The sequence below is a fragment of the Orrella sp. 11846 genome (genome assembly GCF_048820935.1).
Taxonomy (GTDB): domain Bacteria; phylum Pseudomonadota; class Gammaproteobacteria; order Burkholderiales; family Burkholderiaceae_B; genus Algicoccus.
Genome location: NZ_JBMERD010000004.1, coordinates 216,745 through 232,092, shown reverse-complemented (window position 1 = coordinate 232,092; position 15,348 = coordinate 216,745). Strand labels below are relative to the sequence as shown.

15 protein-coding genes are annotated in these 15,348 nt (G+C 45.9%); 9 read left to right on the top strand and 6 right to left on the bottom strand.

Annotated elements, in window-relative coordinates; translation table 11 throughout:
* The first annotated feature begins 359 nt into the window (after window positions 1-359).
* The 8 genes from ACOI06_RS05290 to ACOI06_RS05255 all read left to right on the top strand — a co-directional run bounded on the left by ACOI06_RS05290 (window position 360) and on the right by ACOI06_RS05255 (window position 8,994).
* Window positions 360-1,604, top strand: a complete 1,245-nt coding sequence (locus ACOI06_RS05290; RefSeq protein ID WP_420661468.1) for an iron-containing alcohol dehydrogenase family protein — start codon at window positions 360-362, stop codon at window positions 1,602-1,604.
* Window positions 1,605-1,628: 24 nt separating this feature from the next.
* The gene (locus ACOI06_RS05285) at window positions 1,629-3,092 is read left to right on the top strand and encodes an aldehyde dehydrogenase family protein (RefSeq protein ID WP_420661467.1); all 1,464 of its coding nucleotides are present in this window, start codon (window positions 1,629-1,631) and stop codon (window positions 3,090-3,092) included.
* Between the two features lie 37 nt (window positions 3,093-3,129).
* Window positions 3,130-3,876: an SDR family NAD(P)-dependent oxidoreductase gene (locus tag ACOI06_RS05280; protein ID WP_420661466.1), complete on the top strand. Its 747-nt coding sequence runs from the start codon at window positions 3,130-3,132 to the stop codon at window positions 3,874-3,876.
* 117 nt (window positions 3,877-3,993) lie between these two features.
* Window positions 3,994-5,040, top strand: coding sequence for a TRAP transporter substrate-binding protein DctP (dctP, locus tag ACOI06_RS05275; protein WP_420661465.1), 1,047 nt, complete (start codon window positions 3,994-3,996; stop codon window positions 5,038-5,040).
* A gap of 72 nt (window positions 5,041-5,112) precedes the next feature.
* Window positions 5,113-5,652 (top strand): TRAP transporter small permease subunit, encoded by a 540-nt coding sequence (locus ACOI06_RS05270; protein WP_420661464.1) that lies wholly within the window; start codon window positions 5,113-5,115, stop codon window positions 5,650-5,652.
* Window positions 5,649-6,965 carry a TRAP transporter large permease gene (locus ACOI06_RS05265; RefSeq protein ID WP_420661463.1) on the top strand — a complete coding sequence of 439 codons (1,317 nt, stop codon included), beginning with the start codon at window positions 5,649-5,651 and terminating at the stop codon, window positions 6,963-6,965. The genes ACOI06_RS05270 and ACOI06_RS05265 overlap by 4 nt, the downstream gene beginning before the upstream one ends.
* 254 nt (window positions 6,966-7,219) lie before the next feature.
* Window positions 7,220-8,008, top strand: coding sequence for an IclR family transcriptional regulator (locus tag ACOI06_RS05260; RefSeq protein WP_420661462.1), 789 nt, complete (start codon window positions 7,220-7,222; stop codon window positions 8,006-8,008).
* Entirely contained in the window at window positions 8,005-8,994 is a 990-nt protein-coding gene (locus ACOI06_RS05255; protein ID WP_420661461.1) for an NAD(P)H-dependent flavin oxidoreductase, read from the top strand. The genes ACOI06_RS05260 and ACOI06_RS05255 overlap by 4 nt, the downstream gene beginning before the upstream one ends.
* Window positions 8,995-9,071: 77 nt before the next feature.
* Here ACOI06_RS05255 and ACOI06_RS05250 read toward each other — a convergent pair whose 3' ends face one another.
* Complete coding sequence (locus ACOI06_RS05250) at window positions 9,072-10,223, bottom strand: acyl-CoA dehydrogenase family protein (RefSeq protein WP_420661460.1); 1,152 nt, start codon at window positions 10,221-10,223, stop codon at window positions 9,072-9,074.
* A gap of 106 nt (window positions 10,224-10,329) precedes the next feature.
* On the opposite strand from ACOI06_RS05250, the gene ACOI06_RS05245 reads away from it, so the two are divergent.
* Entirely contained in the window at window positions 10,330-11,310 is a 981-nt protein-coding gene (locus ACOI06_RS05245; protein WP_420661459.1) for an NAD(P)H-dependent flavin oxidoreductase, read from the top strand.
* On the opposite strand, the gene ACOI06_RS05240 is transcribed toward ACOI06_RS05245, so the two are convergent.
* The 5 genes from ACOI06_RS05240 to ACOI06_RS05220 form a co-directional block, all read right to left on the bottom strand.
* Complete coding sequence (locus ACOI06_RS05240) at window positions 11,285-12,097, bottom strand: SDR family NAD(P)-dependent oxidoreductase (RefSeq protein ID WP_420661458.1); 813 nt, start codon at window positions 12,095-12,097, stop codon at window positions 11,285-11,287. The two genes, ACOI06_RS05245 and ACOI06_RS05240, sit on opposite strands and share 26 nt — an antisense overlap.
* 33 nt (window positions 12,098-12,130) lie before the next feature.
* Entirely contained in the window at window positions 12,131-12,922 is a 792-nt protein-coding gene (locus tag ACOI06_RS05235; protein ID WP_420661457.1) for an enoyl-CoA hydratase/isomerase family protein, read from the bottom strand.
* A gap of 14 nt (window positions 12,923-12,936) precedes the next feature.
* Window positions 12,937-14,097 carry a thiolase family protein gene (locus tag ACOI06_RS05230; protein ID WP_420661456.1) on the bottom strand — a complete coding sequence of 387 codons (1,161 nt, stop codon included), beginning with the start codon at window positions 14,095-14,097 and terminating at the stop codon, window positions 12,937-12,939.
* The gene (locus tag ACOI06_RS05225; RefSeq protein WP_420661455.1) at window positions 14,094-14,465 is read right to left on the bottom strand and encodes a Zn-ribbon domain-containing OB-fold protein; all 372 of its coding nucleotides are present in this window, start codon (window positions 14,463-14,465) and stop codon (window positions 14,094-14,096) included. Before ACOI06_RS05225 ends, ACOI06_RS05230 begins: the two co-directional genes overlap by 4 nt.
* Window positions 14,466-14,584: 119 nt before the next feature.
* Window positions 14,585-15,343 carry an IclR family transcriptional regulator gene (locus ACOI06_RS05220; RefSeq protein WP_420661454.1) on the bottom strand — a complete coding sequence of 253 codons (759 nt, stop codon included), beginning with the start codon at window positions 15,341-15,343 and terminating at the stop codon, window positions 14,585-14,587.
* Window positions 15,344-15,348 lie beyond the last annotated feature (5 nt).

Sequence of the window (15,348 nt, the reverse complement as noted above, 5' to 3'; positions counted from 1 at the left end):
TTAGCGATGTCGGACAAAGGGATCTGAATCTGAAGATCTAAAGGATCTCGATATAAAACACGACGACTTGGAGGCTGCAACAAACTTGCATCAACCGGTTGGATGTTCGCATTATTCGAAATGCGTGCAAGCCTCTCGAGGCTCTTTTGATCGAATTGAGTCATGGCTAATTGACGGCAAAGTCAGCATTTTATTCCAGCATAAAACTGTCGCTTAAAAACTTTTAATCACAAAACGTTCATTCTTAAAAAAACTACGGCATTTTGAATATGTTGACGTAGTGTCGTAGTTATGCTTAGATACGTTTATATCTATGTGAATGCTTAATTCGCATAGCAAATATAAATGGAGACTACTCAATGCCAAACAGCGTTTCATTTGCTTGGCCTGGTGACTGCATCGCTGGATCAAGTGCTGTACAGACTGCGGGTGCCTTGTTACACAAAAACGCAAAAGTGCTCGTAGTGACGGACTCAAATGTCTGGCCTATTGCCAAAGAAACCGTCGAACAAATTTTGAGTGTATCGGGCGCAAAAATTGCCGCAACTTTTGATCAAATCCAAGCCAATCCGGATTTAGAAATCACAAGAAAAATTGAAAAAATCGCGCAAGAAATTGCTTGCGATGTCATCATTGCTGTGGGCGGCGGTAGCGTAATCGATGCTGCCAAGCTTGCTCATGCTTCTATGATCAGCGATAAAAACTGCGAGACACTGTTATTAGAAGGGTGCACAACAACCGACACGCCCAGTCAATCAAATGATCCTAGGTTTATCGCTATTCCAACGACCTCAGGCACCGGTAGCGAAAGCAGTACGGGTGCTTTAATCAAGGATGATTCCGGCCGAAAACTGATGTTTAGAAGCCGTCGTTCCAGACCAAGTGTCGTGGTGTTGCTTCCGCAACTAACCCTTGAAGTTCCCCAAAGCGTGACCGCAGCCACTGGTTTGGATGCAATCTTGCACGCTTTTGGCGCCTTAGTAAACAATGATGCTGCATTACCTGGTGATGCAATTGCTGCACAAGCGTTACGCATGGGCTTTGAAGCCTACCCAGACGTTTTAAAACACCCCGAAAGTTTGTCAGCTCGCACCCAAATGATGTGGGCAAGCTACTTGGCAGGCGTTGCCATTGGCATCAAAAAAGTCGATGGCGTCCATGGCCTTTGCACCCCTCTAGAAGGTTACTGCAAACTTCCACACGCAGGTGTTTTAACTGTCATTTTCAGGACTGTCACACAATACTCTCTTGAAGAAGCCACACCACAATATGCACGTGCAGCAAGGCTCTGCGGCCTATCGAATCACGAAACATCTGATCGAGAAGCTGCTCATCTTTTATTAGAAAAAATCGAGCAAATGATTAAGCTTTCTGGCTTACCTATCGAGTTAAAGCACAGCGACCTTGATCATGAAAAATTACAAAAAGCACTCGATCAAACTGACAACAACAAGAAAGAGGCCTGCGAAAATTTCTACACAGATCTCGCCCAACACGCCCTGAAAAGCATTTCAACGAAACTAAATCCTCGTCCATTGACTGCAGAAAGCATTGCGGCAATTTACAAAAAAGTGCTGCCCCAAAGCCTTCTAACAAACCAATGACCCGAAAGTATGTGAGACACACCAATGAACTATATTCAAACTCAACCCTACTCAATGCTAATTAACGGTCAGTGGAAAGCTGGCTCAGATGAAAGCACGTTTAGCGTGCTCAATCCTGCAACGCAGACTGAATTAGCAACTGTCTATAGCGCAACCGAACAGGATGTCGATGCGGCCGTCATGGCAGCTCATCAGGCTTATATCACTCACTGGAAAAACACAACACCCAAAGAGCGTGCCAAATGCCTACGTAAGCTCGGCGAACTCTTTGAGCAATATATCGAAAAGCTTGCGTGGATCGAGACACTCAATGTGGGTAAACCCATTACACATTCTCGTGCATCTCTCAAAGCGATGCCGGACAATCTAGATTATTTTGCAGGAATAATTCCTGCCGTTCGTGGAGAAACAATTCCCGTATCTACGAAAAACGTCATCAACATGACCATAAGGGAATCACTCGGTGTATGCGTTTTGATCATGCCATGGAATTACCCCATGACGCTCACCATCAACAAACTTGCACCTGCACTAGCCGCAGGTAATACGGTTGTTATCAAACCTTCTGAAGTCACGCCCTTGTCGACTGTCGTTTTAGCAGAGCTTTTTGAAGAGGCTGGGTTTCCGCCCGGCGTTATTAATGTCGTCAATGGAAGTGGAGCGCAAGTTGGCGATGCTCTCGTTAGACACCCTTATGTCGCTCGGGTCTCGTTCACCGGCGGAACAAAAACAGGTAGTTATATTCAAGCAGCTGCTGCCGAACAAATCAAACCAGTCACGCTTGAACTTGGTGGTAAATCTCCTCTAATTGTATTTGAAGATGGCGACATTGACGCAGCAGTCGAAGTGGCAGCTGGCGATTTAATTAAAAACTCTGGACAGGTCTGCATCGCATGCACTCGCCTCTTGTTGCAAGATTCCATTCAAGAAGAGTTTGTCGAAAAACTTCAACAACGGATGAGTCGTGTATTGATTGGGGACCCCACACTCGAAGCGACTGAAATGGGCCCCCTCGTCAATGCCACTCAATACGAGAAAGTGCTTGGATTTATTGAGCGTGCCCAGAGCGAAGGGGCTACGCCACTTCAATGCAGTAGCGAAATTAAACCTGAAATACCTGGGAAAGGCTTTTTCGTATCACCAACGCTCATGTTGAATTCTCGCACCGACATGGAAAGCGTCAGAGATGAGATTTTCGGTCCAGTTCAATCTGTTCTAAGTTTTGCGGACGAAAAAGAAACTATTGAAATTGCAAATGACACTCGCTATGGCCTTGCAGCAGTCATGTTTACGCGAGATGGTGGGCGTGCTTTGCGTATTGCTAGTGAACTTCAAACAGGCAGCGTGGCTATCAACACTGGTCTAAGAACCTCCGTGGATGCGCCGTTTGGTGGATACAAGCAATCTGGTATCGGTAAAGAGCGCGGTCTGGAGGCAATTTATGAGAACACGCAGTTAAAAAACATCAAATACAACTTAACGCTCTAACACAGCATTCAAAAACTCAATAAGGAATCGTAACAACATGGAATTAGGCATAGAGAATAAAGTTGCGTTAATCACCGGTGGTGCAGGCGCAATCGGTCAAAGCATTGCTGAGAAACTGTCACAAGAAGGCGTCAAAATAGTGCTTCTAGACTTGTCGCAAGAAGCCATTGATCTAACAACACAGTCACTCAAAAGCAAAGGCGCCGATGTCATCGGTCTTTGTGCAGACGTAACGAATCAAAATCAAATTATTGAATCCATTGAATATGTAAATCAGCACTGGGGTGGTGTCGACATCCTTGTGAATAACGCAGGATTCTCTAGAGACTCCTACTTAACAAGAATGCCGGAAGAAAACTGGAAAATAGTACTAGATGTCATTATTCAAGGCACCTATCACTGCTCCAGAGCCGTTTTGCCCGGCATGATGGAAAAAAAGTTTGGCCGCATCGTCAACATTACATCTAGAGCCTACATGGGCAATCCGGGGCAAACCAATTATTCGACCGCTAAAGCCGGGCTACTCGGATTCACGCGCTCACTCGCAATGGAATCAGGCAAATTTGGCATCACAGTTAACGCTGTGGCACCGGGACTCATCGCAACCCCAAGACTGAAAAGCAGAGAGGACTACCCTGCTCTAGAAGCACGTGCTTTGAAAAACACGCCGGTCGGTCGTATTGGAGAACCAGAAGACGTTGCAGATGCTGTCGTCTTTCTGTGTTCTAAGCGGGCTGGTTTTATTTCTGGTGAAGTGATTCACGTCAGCGGTGGAAGAGGTTAATCACAAGTGGGTATCGACGTAGCACCTCTTTAGCAGCTACCCATAAATCAATTTGAAATAACAAAAAACAGAATAACTGTTTAATTTTTCTTTTAACTAGAGGAATAAGGTATTGAGATGAAGAAAACTGTTAGTTTAAATCACATTTTGCGGTGCCTAGGCAGTCTTAGTTTAGTTGTAGGTTTAGGTAGTGCTCCAATCGTCGCCAATGCAGCAGATCAGTGTAAGGACGTCAAATGGCGTGCACAACACTATGTGCCAACAGCCAGTAGCTCTTGGGATGGTGATTTAATCAAGATTCGAGACATGATTGAAAAGCGCACAGAAGGACGCGTCAAAATCGAACCCTTCCCAGCAGGAGCACTATTTAGTGCAAACCAAATTTTTGATGCAGTCAGTCGCAATGTCATCGAAATGGGCCAGGTTGTCTATGACTACGTCCAAAGCCAGTTGTCTAGTGCTGTCATTTTGCCAGCGCTGCCCTTCACTTGGAAAGACACCTGGGAAGCACAGTATTTCTACAAATACATGGGGTATGAAGACCTCATTGCTGAAGAAGCCGCGAAAAAAGGTGTCTTCTGGATTACAAACAAACTATATCCAGCCGAGTTGGTATCAACCAAACCTATTGAAAGCTTGGCAGACTTCGAAAGCCTAAAAGTGAGGTCTTCCGGCAACTTAGAACAATTCCTCACAAAAACGGGCGCTTCTGCAACTTACGTCCCGGGCAATGAAATTTATATGGCACTCTCGAGTGGCGTAGTGGATGCCGCACACTGGGGTGCTGCACAAGGCGCACTGACCAACAAGCTCTATGAGTCTGCAAAATACCATTACACCCCCACTTTGAGTATCTCTGCTGACGCAACCATCATTAATCAGAAAGCACTCGATAGCTTGTGTGCACAAGACCGTGAAGCGATCAAGGCGTATCTGGAAGAGCACTTCTGGGCAAGAACAAACCAATACATTTATCTGGAAAGACTCGCACTCGGTCAAGGACAATCTGAATATGACGTTCAGCTGCGGACATTTCCGGATGATGTGGTTAAACGCATGAATGAGGTCGCTAAAGAAATGCGTGATGAAGCCGCAAAACAAAACCCAATCTCAGCTAAAGCAGCTGATTTAGTTGATGAAATGCACAAAAAACTCAATTACTGATCGATCAGTTGAGTCGGGCTTCTTCAATTCTGATGAGCTCGGCTCAATTCTCACATACGGCAGGCTTTGGTTATGCAGCTTTTATATAAGTTGATACGCGGCACCACTCGATTGAACGAAGTGATAGGTCGCTGGATGTCTTATTTGATCTTTCTGATTACAGCAGCCATGTTGCTGGGCGTACTCTTTCGCTACGTCTTCAATCTACCTTTGGCATGGTCTACAGAACTGACACAGTTACTATTTGGGTTATACGCAGTCATGTCAGGCGGCTATGTACTGGCGCATAAACAACATGTCAATGTCGATTTGTTTTATTCAGGATTATCCCGTCGAGCACAAGCGATTTTGGATGTAATGACATCGGTGCTTTTTTTCTTATTTATCGGCGTCCTATTGTACTTCACAACATCCATGGCATTCGATTCTATTGCGCTTATGGAAACCTCTAATTCCGCCTGGAATCCTCCAATTTACCCATTCAAAGTTGCAATTCCAATTGCTATCTTTCTAGTCCTTCTACAGGGTATTGTAAAGCTCATTGAAGATCTTGCCATTGCGTTTGGCATGCCTGACCAAGCGTTTAGTGTGATTAAGGTGGAGGACTTATGAGCACCGAAATATTGACACTCTTATTTTTCGGATCCCTAATCCTCTTTCTGGTTCTAGGCTTGCCTCTGGCCTTTGTGCTTGGTGGCGTCTCAACGCTCTTTTTGATGTTCACCTGGGGTCCACAGTCATTTTTCATGGTTGCAGCCAAAGTGTGGAGCACCATGGAAAGCTTCACTCTAGTTGCCATCCCTCTTTTCGTTTTTATGGCGATGGTGCTTGAACGAACTGGAGTCGCTAGAGCGCTGTATCACATGATGTATTTATGGTGGGGTGGCGTACGAGGTGGACTTGCGATTGGTACCGTCTTTATTTGTGCCATTTTTGCTGCGATGGTGGGGATCAGCGGTGCAGCTGTTGTTGCCATGGGAACGATCGCCTTACCTACGATGCTAGAGCGCGGTTACAACAAGCGGATGGTACTCGGATGTATCAATATGGGCGGTGGCTTAGGGATTCTGATTCCACCCAGTGTTTTGATGATTTTGTACTCTCTTGTCACTGGCGTTTCAGTTGGACAAATGTTCGCAGCTGGCGTTCTACCTGGAATTCTTTTAGTTGGCTTAGTATCGCTCTATATTCTAATTCGTTGTTTAATTCAACCCGAAATGGCACCCGCTCTCCCTAAAGAAGAACGGGCGACTTGGGCTGAAAAAATTCGGGCATTACGCGCTGTCATTTTGCCAGCACTCATCGTTCTGATGGTTTTGGGCTCGATTGCAGCAGGTGCTGCAACACCAACTGAAGCGGCTGCTATCGGTGTTTTAGGTGCATTAATTTCCGCCATCGTGCATAAACAATTTTCTTGGAAATTTATGCGTGAAGCCAGCGTAAAAACTTTTGCGCTGACCGGTATGATCATGTGGATTTTGTTTGCTGCTCACGCTTTTAGCGCGGCTTATCAAAGCATGGGCGCACAAAGCATGATTCAGGATTTAATGATGTCTATCCCTGGTGGTAAGTGGGCCATTCTCATCGTCATGCAAGCTATTTTATTCTTGCTGGGAATGGTCTTAGATCCTGTTGGCATTATGCTCATTACGCTTCCCGTGTTCATGCCAATGATTATGGAGATGGGATTCAATCCAGTTTGGTTTGGCATCCTTTTTGTCATGAATATGGAACTGGGCTATATGACACCACCCTTCGGGTTCAACCTGTTTTATCTAAAAGGTGTTGTGCCGGCGTCAGTCAGCATGCGTGACATCTATATCTCTGTAATACCTTACGTCTTGGTCGGAATTCTAGGGATTGCAATTATTATGATGTTCCCTGAAATTGCATTATGGCTTCCCAAACTATTATTTTCTCGGTAATTTCAAAACCAATCTCAGTGCAACCTGAACACGCCATGACACATGGCTTATAACGTAGTTTTAAATACTCTCTGCGTGCCAAACAAACTGATTTCAATACTTTCAAACTCAGAATACAGGGCACACAGAGAGGCAAGGTCAACAGACACGTAAAATATATTTAAATCACTGGTTTTTGAATTTCATCATTCCATATTTACACACAAATCCAGTGACCCATAAAAATTGACCACCACTTTGCAGCGATACACATAATGAGTCAAAAACAAAACAGCGGGGTTCATTCAACCGATCGACATTTTGTCTCTGCGCTTGCTAGGGGACTCAAGATTCTTCAATGTTATGACCGTCATCACAACTCACTGAGTATGGCTGATCTTGTTGCCCAAACTGGATTACCACAACCCACTGTCTGGCGCCTTTGTTACACCCTACAAAAACTCGGTTATCTAAAGACAGATCCGACAACCAATCAATTGCATCTTGGCCCCGCCGCCATGATGTTCGGTGCAGCAACGCTGAGCACCCGTCAAACTGTGGATATGGCTCGACCGCTTATACAAAACATGGCCGACAAATATCATTGCGCAGTCGCCATTGGTGAGCACCACACAGACTACATGGTTTATATGTTGCGTTGCCAAGGAGATTCTCCACTTTTAATGAATCTGCATATTGGTTCGGCCATTCCCCTTTACGAAAGTGCCATTGGCCATGCCTACATCGCGTCCGCTTCACCCGAAGAGCAACAAAGCTTTTTAAACAAAGCCCGTGAAATTAGTGACTCTGTTCACGACCAGATATTGAATGCAATTCAAAGTTATCAACAAAAAGGCTATGTCACGCTCTATCGACCTCAACACCACATCAATACGATTGCCACCACTTTTTCACTTGATGACGGCAGACGATATGCCATTAACTGCGGTGGACCAGCCGCGCTACTGACGGAATCAATGATTGAAGATCAAGTCGCTGCAGATCTTGTCAAGCTATCGAAAGGCCTTAAACCTTTGTTCTTATTTGGACAACGCTCAGTATGAAAACTCGAATTACTCAACTTTTTGATATTGAACACCCGATTCTGCTCGGTGGCATGATGTGGCTCTCAAATGCCGATTTGGTTGCTGCCGTTGTGAACGCGGGTGCAATGGGATTCATAACCGCTCGATCTAGCGCAGATCCAGAAGCTTTTAGAGATGAATTACAAAAGTGTTTAGCGCTGACCAAAGGCAAGCCTTTTGGCGTGAACTTAACGCTTTCCAAACGAGAAACACACAATACGAGCATGGCTCAGTTTCTAGATGTCGCGCTTCAGGAAGGTGTTCGTTATTTTGAGACAGCAGGTTTGCCACCAACAGCTTTAATGCCAAGTCTTCAAGAAAGCCAATCCATTGTGATGCATAAATGCGCACACATTCGCCATGCGATATCAGCAGAAAAACTCGGAGTGGATGCAATTTGCCTCGTTGGTATGGAAGAAGGCGGACACCCAGGTAACAATCTGTTGCCGACCTTTGTCAATGGCGCATTTGCGTTAGAACGCCTCACTGTCCCATTGGTGATTGGAGGCGGTATTGGTCATGGTCGACAAATAGCCGCTGCATTGGCTTTAGGCGCTGACGGGGTGGTCATGGGCAGTCGATTTACCGCTGCATCAGAGACTCCCGCACATCTAGCCTATAAACAAAAGATTCTAGAGGTGGATGAACACTGTTCCGTGACAGTATTATCCTCACTTGGAAGCACGTGGCGTGTCCTAAACAATGAAACAGCCCAACAAGTCGCTGAATTAGAGGCCAAAGGAGCCAATCATTACAGTGATTTTGGTGAACTCATCAAAGGCTATCGCTCAAAAGAGTTCGCTTACACACTTGGTCAAATCGATATCGGGATGTTGTCATTAGGGCCTGCTGCAGGCTTTACACGAACCATCGAACCTGCAGGTGACATTGTAAAAACATTGATGCAGCAGTGCATTGAAGAATTAGAACGGACTACACAACTGCTCAAAACAGTCAACAGTTAACTTAGACTGATCAAGCAAAATCGAGATCTGACGACAGCCAGATCTCGATTATAAATCCTTAAAAAGAGACCAAGCGATTAGGCGATTGCACTCACGCCTAGAATCTCACGTCCAACAATGAGCGTTTGAATTTCAGTCGTTCCTTCAGGAATAATTCCGCCACGTGTGTCTCGGAAAATACGCTCAATCGGATACTCTTCAGAGTACCCTAAACCACCATGCACTTGGAGTGCCATGTTAGCAACTTCGTGAGCTGCCTCTGTGGCATAAAGCTTGGCAATAGAGCACGCCTGACGAACATCCTTATCCGCTTGCAAAGCATGTGCTGCACGCAAGCCCAATGCTCTGGCCGCTTCGACACGAACCGTCATATCCACAATATGCTTTTGAATCAATTGAAAGCTTGCAATTTTACGTCCGAACTGCTCACGTTGTTTTGCATACTCCGTTGCCAAATCCAACGCACTTTGCGCAGCGCCGACTGCACCCATCGCGATATTCACGCGCGCAGCATCGAGCCCTTTGAGGGTACTCGCTAATGCTTTGCCTTCTTCACCAACAAGATTCTCTTTTGGAATTCGGACATCACTAAAACCCAATTCAGCAGTACCCGTACAGCGAAGCACCATCGTGTCAAGTTTTCTGACTTCATATTGTGCTTTTTCACGTTCGACAATAAACGTTGATAAACGACCCTCGCAGGTTGGGCTATACGTGCGTGCAACAATCATCGCAACGTCCGCTTCGTAACCATTTGTAATCCATAATTTGCGACCGTTAATCACCCATTCGTCGCCTTGCAGTTCGGCTTTCGTCTGGATACCTGCAATATTTGAACCGGTATTTGGCTCGGTCAAGCCTGTGCAGACTTTAAGCTCTCCGCGCATAATGGGTTCCAAGTACTTGGCTTTTTGTTCCTCGCTACCGTAATTAGCTAAACGATTGATTGATCCATTCGTGATATTGACCATCGTGCGCATCGATAGCCAGTGATAGCCCAGCTCTTCCATCATCATGGCCCAAGTCACATAATCAATCCCATGTCCACCTTGTGACTCAGGAAGCGTTCCACCCAGATAACCTAACTCACCTAGCATAGGCATAATCTGGTAAGGAAATGTTCTCTTAAGTTCGTACTCTTGAATCAGAGGGGTAACGTGCTTACTCATGAAACGACGGATGTTGTCACGCAACTCCATCTGCTCATCTGTCCAATCAATGTGGTTCATCCGTGGTTCCTCATAAAACTTATTCCGCAAATTGTTTTGACATTAACTACGCAATCTCGAATAATACTACATGATATCGTAGAAATTAACATTTATGGGGTTACACATGAAATCATCTCGCACAGCAACCAAAGCAAACCTTTTTGACGAATTGCGACTCCCACTTATTTGCGCACCAATGCTCCGTATTTCAGGAATCGACTTAGTTAAAGCAGCTTGTGATAGTGGCATTATTGGCTCGTTTCCCACCCCAAATGCCCGAGATGAACATGAACTGGAATCTTGGCTACAAATTCTTGAGCATGCCAAACAAAAAGCGATTTCGGAGAATAGATACTTTGCACCTTATTGTCCTAATCTCATCATGCGTCGTGATCCGGAACAACTTGATAAAGCCATCCAGCTATTGATTAAATACAAAACTCAGATGATTATCACAAGCGTAGGATCACCCAAGGCAATCATGCCAGAGATGAAAGCAGCTGGGATTCAAGTATTTGCGGATATCGCATCACTACGACACGCAGAAAAAGCGCTTGAAGCAGGTGTTGACGGGTTGATTCTACTCAGTGCAGGCGCTGGTGGTAAAACAGGCTGGGCCAACCCTTTTGCATTTGTACGGGCTGTCCGTAGCTTCTATGACGGACCGGTCATTCTTGCTGGAGGACTGTCTGATGGCGCTTCACTTTATGCATCCAAGGCTTTGGGTTGCACCTTGGGTTATATGGGTACTCGCTTCATTGCAACACAGGAAAGCATGGCTCAACAAGCTTACAAAGAAATGCTCATCAGCAGCACAATGGACGACGTAATCCGAACCAACGCCATTACCGGCATGGCAACCAGTTGGCTTAAGGATTCGCTCATTCAATCCGGCGTTGATGTTAAAAACCTGCGAGAAAATGTCACACCAGAAGAGGCTCAAAAGCAGTTTGGCTATAGACCGGGCATGACGCGACCAGCTCGCTGGAAAGACATCTGGAGCGCTGGTCATTCTGTTTCTGGCGTTCATACAATACCCACAGTTTCAGAGCTAGTCGAGCAGCTTGAAAAGGAGTACATCACTGCATCACAAACCCACCACTAATGCCAATACTTTGACCTGTAATATACGCAGCATGCTCTGAAGCCAAAAAACACACCATCGGTGCAATGTCTTCAGGGCGGCTCAGACGGTGTAAACCGCGTGCAATAGGATAGGCTCTAAGCATTTTTCCTAAGCGCGGCTCATTTTCAGGGGTTGCTTGTGGCGACAGAGGACCACGCACAATCCCCTCATGAGATACTGCGCCCAATGCGACTGTATTGACATTAATGCAATCCCGACCATGTTCCTGAGCGATGGCTTTTGCAAAACCCAACATCGCAGCCTTGGCACCGGAATAAACAGCCAACCTAGCTTCACCCGCCCGACCAGCCTCAGACATGACATTCACAATTCGACCCCATTTTTGAGACTGCATACCTGGCAAGACCTTATGGCAACAATGCAACATTCCCCAGATATTCAACGCAAGTATCTGCTGCCAGTCATCTGGATTCGTCTCTAAAAACAAAGGCGCCATGCCACCTTTTTCGCGCCGCTCAATCGTGACACCCGCGTTGTTCACCAAAATATCAATCGGACCCAGCGCAGTCACTGCCGCATCGATTGCAGAATCCACACTGAGTTTATCCGTAATATCAGCTGTCGCTGCAAAAGCCGTGCCACCTTGTAATTCGATTTCATTAACAACCGCTTTAGCGCGGTCATCAAAGAAATCATTCACTGCCACCTTGCAGCCTTCCTGAGCCAATTGCAAACAAATCTGACGCCCGACACCTTGTCCCCCACCGGTTACGAACGCAACTTTTCCTTCAACTCCTAAATTCATTTCGCATATCCTTAAGGTGAAACTTCTTAATACTTAGCGACCGATGAATTTTGGTTTTCTTTTTTCGACAAAAGCACGCATACCTTCTTTACGGTCCTCGCTGGTAGCCGTCACAGCTGCTGCAAAGCGCTCATACTCAAGACCTGCGTCTATGCCGGTTTGCATCCCGAGATCAATTGCTTGCTTAATGAAGCGCAAAGATAATGGGGCTGTATTCGCCATTTGTTGAGCAAGTTCCATCGCCCTAGGCATCAAATCCTCAATGGGCATAACCTCAGTGACCAGCCCGATGCTTAATGCCTTCTCAGCGTCAATATGCTGAGCTGTGAGTGTTAGATGTTTCGCCCAACCTACCCCGACCAAGCGCGGTAAACGTTGCGTTCCACCCGCTGCTGGCAAAACACCCAATTTTGCTTCCGGCAAACCCATCTTTGCATGCGAAGCCGCAATACGGATATCTGCACACAAAGCCATTTCTAAACCGCCGCCCAAAGCAACACCATTAATTGCGGCGATCACCGGTTTCTCAATCACCTCAATTGCACGTAGCAAATCGTGCGTGTATTTTTGTTGTTTGTGGTATTCGGGCAAAGACAATACTCTATTCGCACGCTCTTTAATATCGGCACCAGCACAGAATGCTCGTTCGCCAGTTCCTGTAAAAACAATTACACGAACATCATCATCCTGTCGAGCATATTCAAGAAAAGCCTTTTCTAGATCTTCTTTCATAGTGCCGCCGATCGAGTTCATCCGATCTGGTCGATTAAGGCAAATCGTCGCAACCCCATCTTTTACATCATAAAGTAACGTTTCAAATTGCATAATCCTGTCCCTTTTTAAGCGCGTTGGAGCACATGCGCAACGGCAACTGAGCCTAAGCCCACCATATGAGCTAATCCAGTCCGCGCATTTGGATGTTGACGACCATCAGCTTCACCACGGATTTGTCTGACAATTTCAGCCACCTGACCCACGCCAGTTGGCCCTAATGGATGTCCCATTGCAATCAAACCGCCTGATGCATTAATTGCACACTTGCCACCGATTGCTGAATGACCATCTGCCAGATATTTAGCGCCATCACCTGTGTCACACACCCCAATGGCTTCGCTATAAATCAATTCTTCTACGCTAAAAGCATCATGCAGTTCAATCAAATCAAGATCAGTGGGTTCAATATCTGCCTGTTGCATCGCCAGATGTGCTGATTTCCTAACCATTTCCACCATTGCTGGCATGGACGTCAAACCATCGTCATCCAATCGCAATTCTTCGCTTGTCGAAACCGAGGACAACACACGAACCAGCCGTTCACGTGGAATCCCCAACTTCTTAACAGCCGATTCGGACGCTAAAATCACAGCAGCAGCACCATCACCTCTGGGTGTGCACTGAAGGGTTGTTAAATCTCCGGCAACTTTTGTGGAAGCTAACACCTGTTCCAAAGTTCTTGGCTTTTGAAATTGAGCATAGGGGTTTAAAGCTGCATTACAATGGTTTTTAACGGCAACTTGAGCCAAGTCTTCTACAGATAGACCGTAATCACGCATCCAGCGTCGAGCCATCAGAGCAAACTTAACCAAAGGAATATTGGCAGTTGGACTGAGAGTCTCCAACCCATCTTTCAAGGCGGCTCTACGACCATCACCAAATTTGTCTACCCCGGTCGCCAGCACAATATCATGTTCACCACTGGCAACTTGTAGAGCGGCAAGACGAAAAGCAGTCGAGCCTGATGCGGATGCATTCTCAACCTGCTCAACCTCCAACCCAGTTGATCCGAGATGGCGCAACATGACGCGCCCAGTTGCCATACCCAATGCAGCCGTTCCAACGACGGCACTCTCAATCTGAGGCCATTGCAAGCCTGCATCTTTTAGTGCTTCACGTATTGCCTGTAAGCCAAGTGTTACATAAGGTGTATCACCTGGGAAAAGGTATCTGTGCATGCCGATACCAATTACATAAACGGGCTGATTTTTCAAAATGTCGTTCATGCCGCTTCTCCAGATGCTGTATTTGGAACGAACTTCCAAAGTGGTTTTCCAGTTTTTGTTGTGGACAAAAGCGGACTTACAGTCATACCAATCTTTAATTCAACTTCATCAGCTACATCGATGACCGCTTCTTCAATCACGCCTGGCGCAAGCTCAATCTCCCCGATCACACAGGGCGCATCCAACTCTGGTGATAAGGCAACATGCAACGTCACAAAATTGACAAGTTTGGGGGACATCGGTAAATCGACCGCCTCCAGCAAATTACTTTCTGCGCCACATGCGCGACAACCATAGGCATTTGCGGGCAGCGTGTAAGTTTTGCACTTCGAGCAATGGGCAATTTTTAATTCGGTATCTGTTTGCATGAACACTTCCTTTTGTCTACGACAATACGTACATGGCTACATTATACCGTATATACGTGTAGAGCGATACTCTCTGCGTTAACGCAACACGCATAATTTCACAAAACCAAAGTAATCACTCAAGCACTTTCGTCGTCATTGCTCTCATCAAAAACTTTTCCTTTGATATCAAGCAGCGCTTCTAAATAATCTTTCTCATTACGACGCAAGCGATCACTTAAACCAGCCAAAGAAAATGCAATTGGCTCTGAACCAATAAATCCGGCCACTGCAAATGCACCTACACCTTCAACACCTTCATCAAAAGTCGATGACCAGCCACGTCTCGAAACCTCTTGAATTTCAAACAACATCTTATCCAAATCTACACAAGAATTTGGTGTGATTTGTTTTAAACCCTTAACAGCTAGATGCTCACGGATTTCATCTTCGGGTAACAACGACAACAATGCTTTTCCAAGTGCAGAGGCGTGCAAGGCAATCCTTCCACCAACTCGCTGTATATACCGCAATTCATGTTTGCCTTCCCGCAACGCAACCACTTCTACGGCACCCTTTTCAATACGACCACAAAGCGCAGTCTCAGCCGTGCGTTGTACCAACTGTTCCACAATCTCATTCGCAAGTGGCGTCAATGGGTCATTACTCGCAATTTTTTTAGACAGAACAAGAAACTTTCTAGTCGGATAAAAACGTCGTGTGCTAGGCGTTCTAATCAAATAGCCTTGGTTTACAAGTGTATATAGCAGATCCAAAGAACTTGTCTCGGCGATTCCCAGTGCACGTGCAACCTGGGAATTGCTCAATTCTTCTTTCTCCTGAGCAAATAATTCAAAAATTGCCAGTGTACGAACACACGCTGGGACAATTGCAGGCACAACCT

Coding starts and splice junctions, on each gene's coding strand:
- ACOI06_RS05290 (WP_420661468.1), top strand. CDS start 360: ATGCCAAACAGCGTTTCATTTGCTTGGCCTGGTGACTGCATCGCTGGA.
- ACOI06_RS05285 (WP_420661467.1), top strand. CDS start 1,629: ATGAACTATATTCAAACTCAACCCTACTCAATGCTAATTAACGGTCAG.
- ACOI06_RS05280 (WP_420661466.1), top strand. CDS start 3,130: ATGGAATTAGGCATAGAGAATAAAGTTGCGTTAATCACCGGTGGTGCA.
- dctP (WP_420661465.1), top strand. CDS start 3,994: ATGAAGAAAACTGTTAGTTTAAATCACATTTTGCGGTGCCTAGGCAGT.
- ACOI06_RS05270 (WP_420661464.1), top strand. CDS start 5,113: ATGCAGCTTTTATATAAGTTGATACGCGGCACCACTCGATTGAACGAA.
- ACOI06_RS05265 (WP_420661463.1), top strand. CDS start 5,649: ATGAGCACCGAAATATTGACACTCTTATTTTTCGGATCCCTAATCCTC.
- ACOI06_RS05260 (WP_420661462.1), top strand. CDS start 7,220: ATGAGTCAAAAACAAAACAGCGGGGTTCATTCAACCGATCGACATTTT.
- ACOI06_RS05255 (WP_420661461.1), top strand. CDS start 8,005: ATGAAAACTCGAATTACTCAACTTTTTGATATTGAACACCCGATTCTG.
- ACOI06_RS05250 (WP_420661460.1), bottom strand. CDS start 10,223: ATGAACCACATTGATTGGACAGATGAGCAGATGGAGTTGCGTGACAAC.
- ACOI06_RS05245 (WP_420661459.1), top strand. CDS start 10,330: ATGAAATCATCTCGCACAGCAACCAAAGCAAACCTTTTTGACGAATTG.
- ACOI06_RS05240 (WP_420661458.1), bottom strand. CDS start 12,097: ATGAATTTAGGAGTTGAAGGAAAAGTTGCGTTCGTAACCGGTGGGGGA.
- ACOI06_RS05235 (WP_420661457.1), bottom strand. CDS start 12,922: ATGCAATTTGAAACGTTACTTTATGATGTAAAAGATGGGGTTGCGACG.
- ACOI06_RS05230 (WP_420661456.1), bottom strand. CDS start 14,097: ATGAACGACATTTTGAAAAATCAGCCCGTTTATGTAATTGGTATCGGC.
- ACOI06_RS05225 (WP_420661455.1), bottom strand. CDS start 14,465: ATGCAAACAGATACCGAATTAAAAATTGCCCATTGCTCGAAGTGCAAA.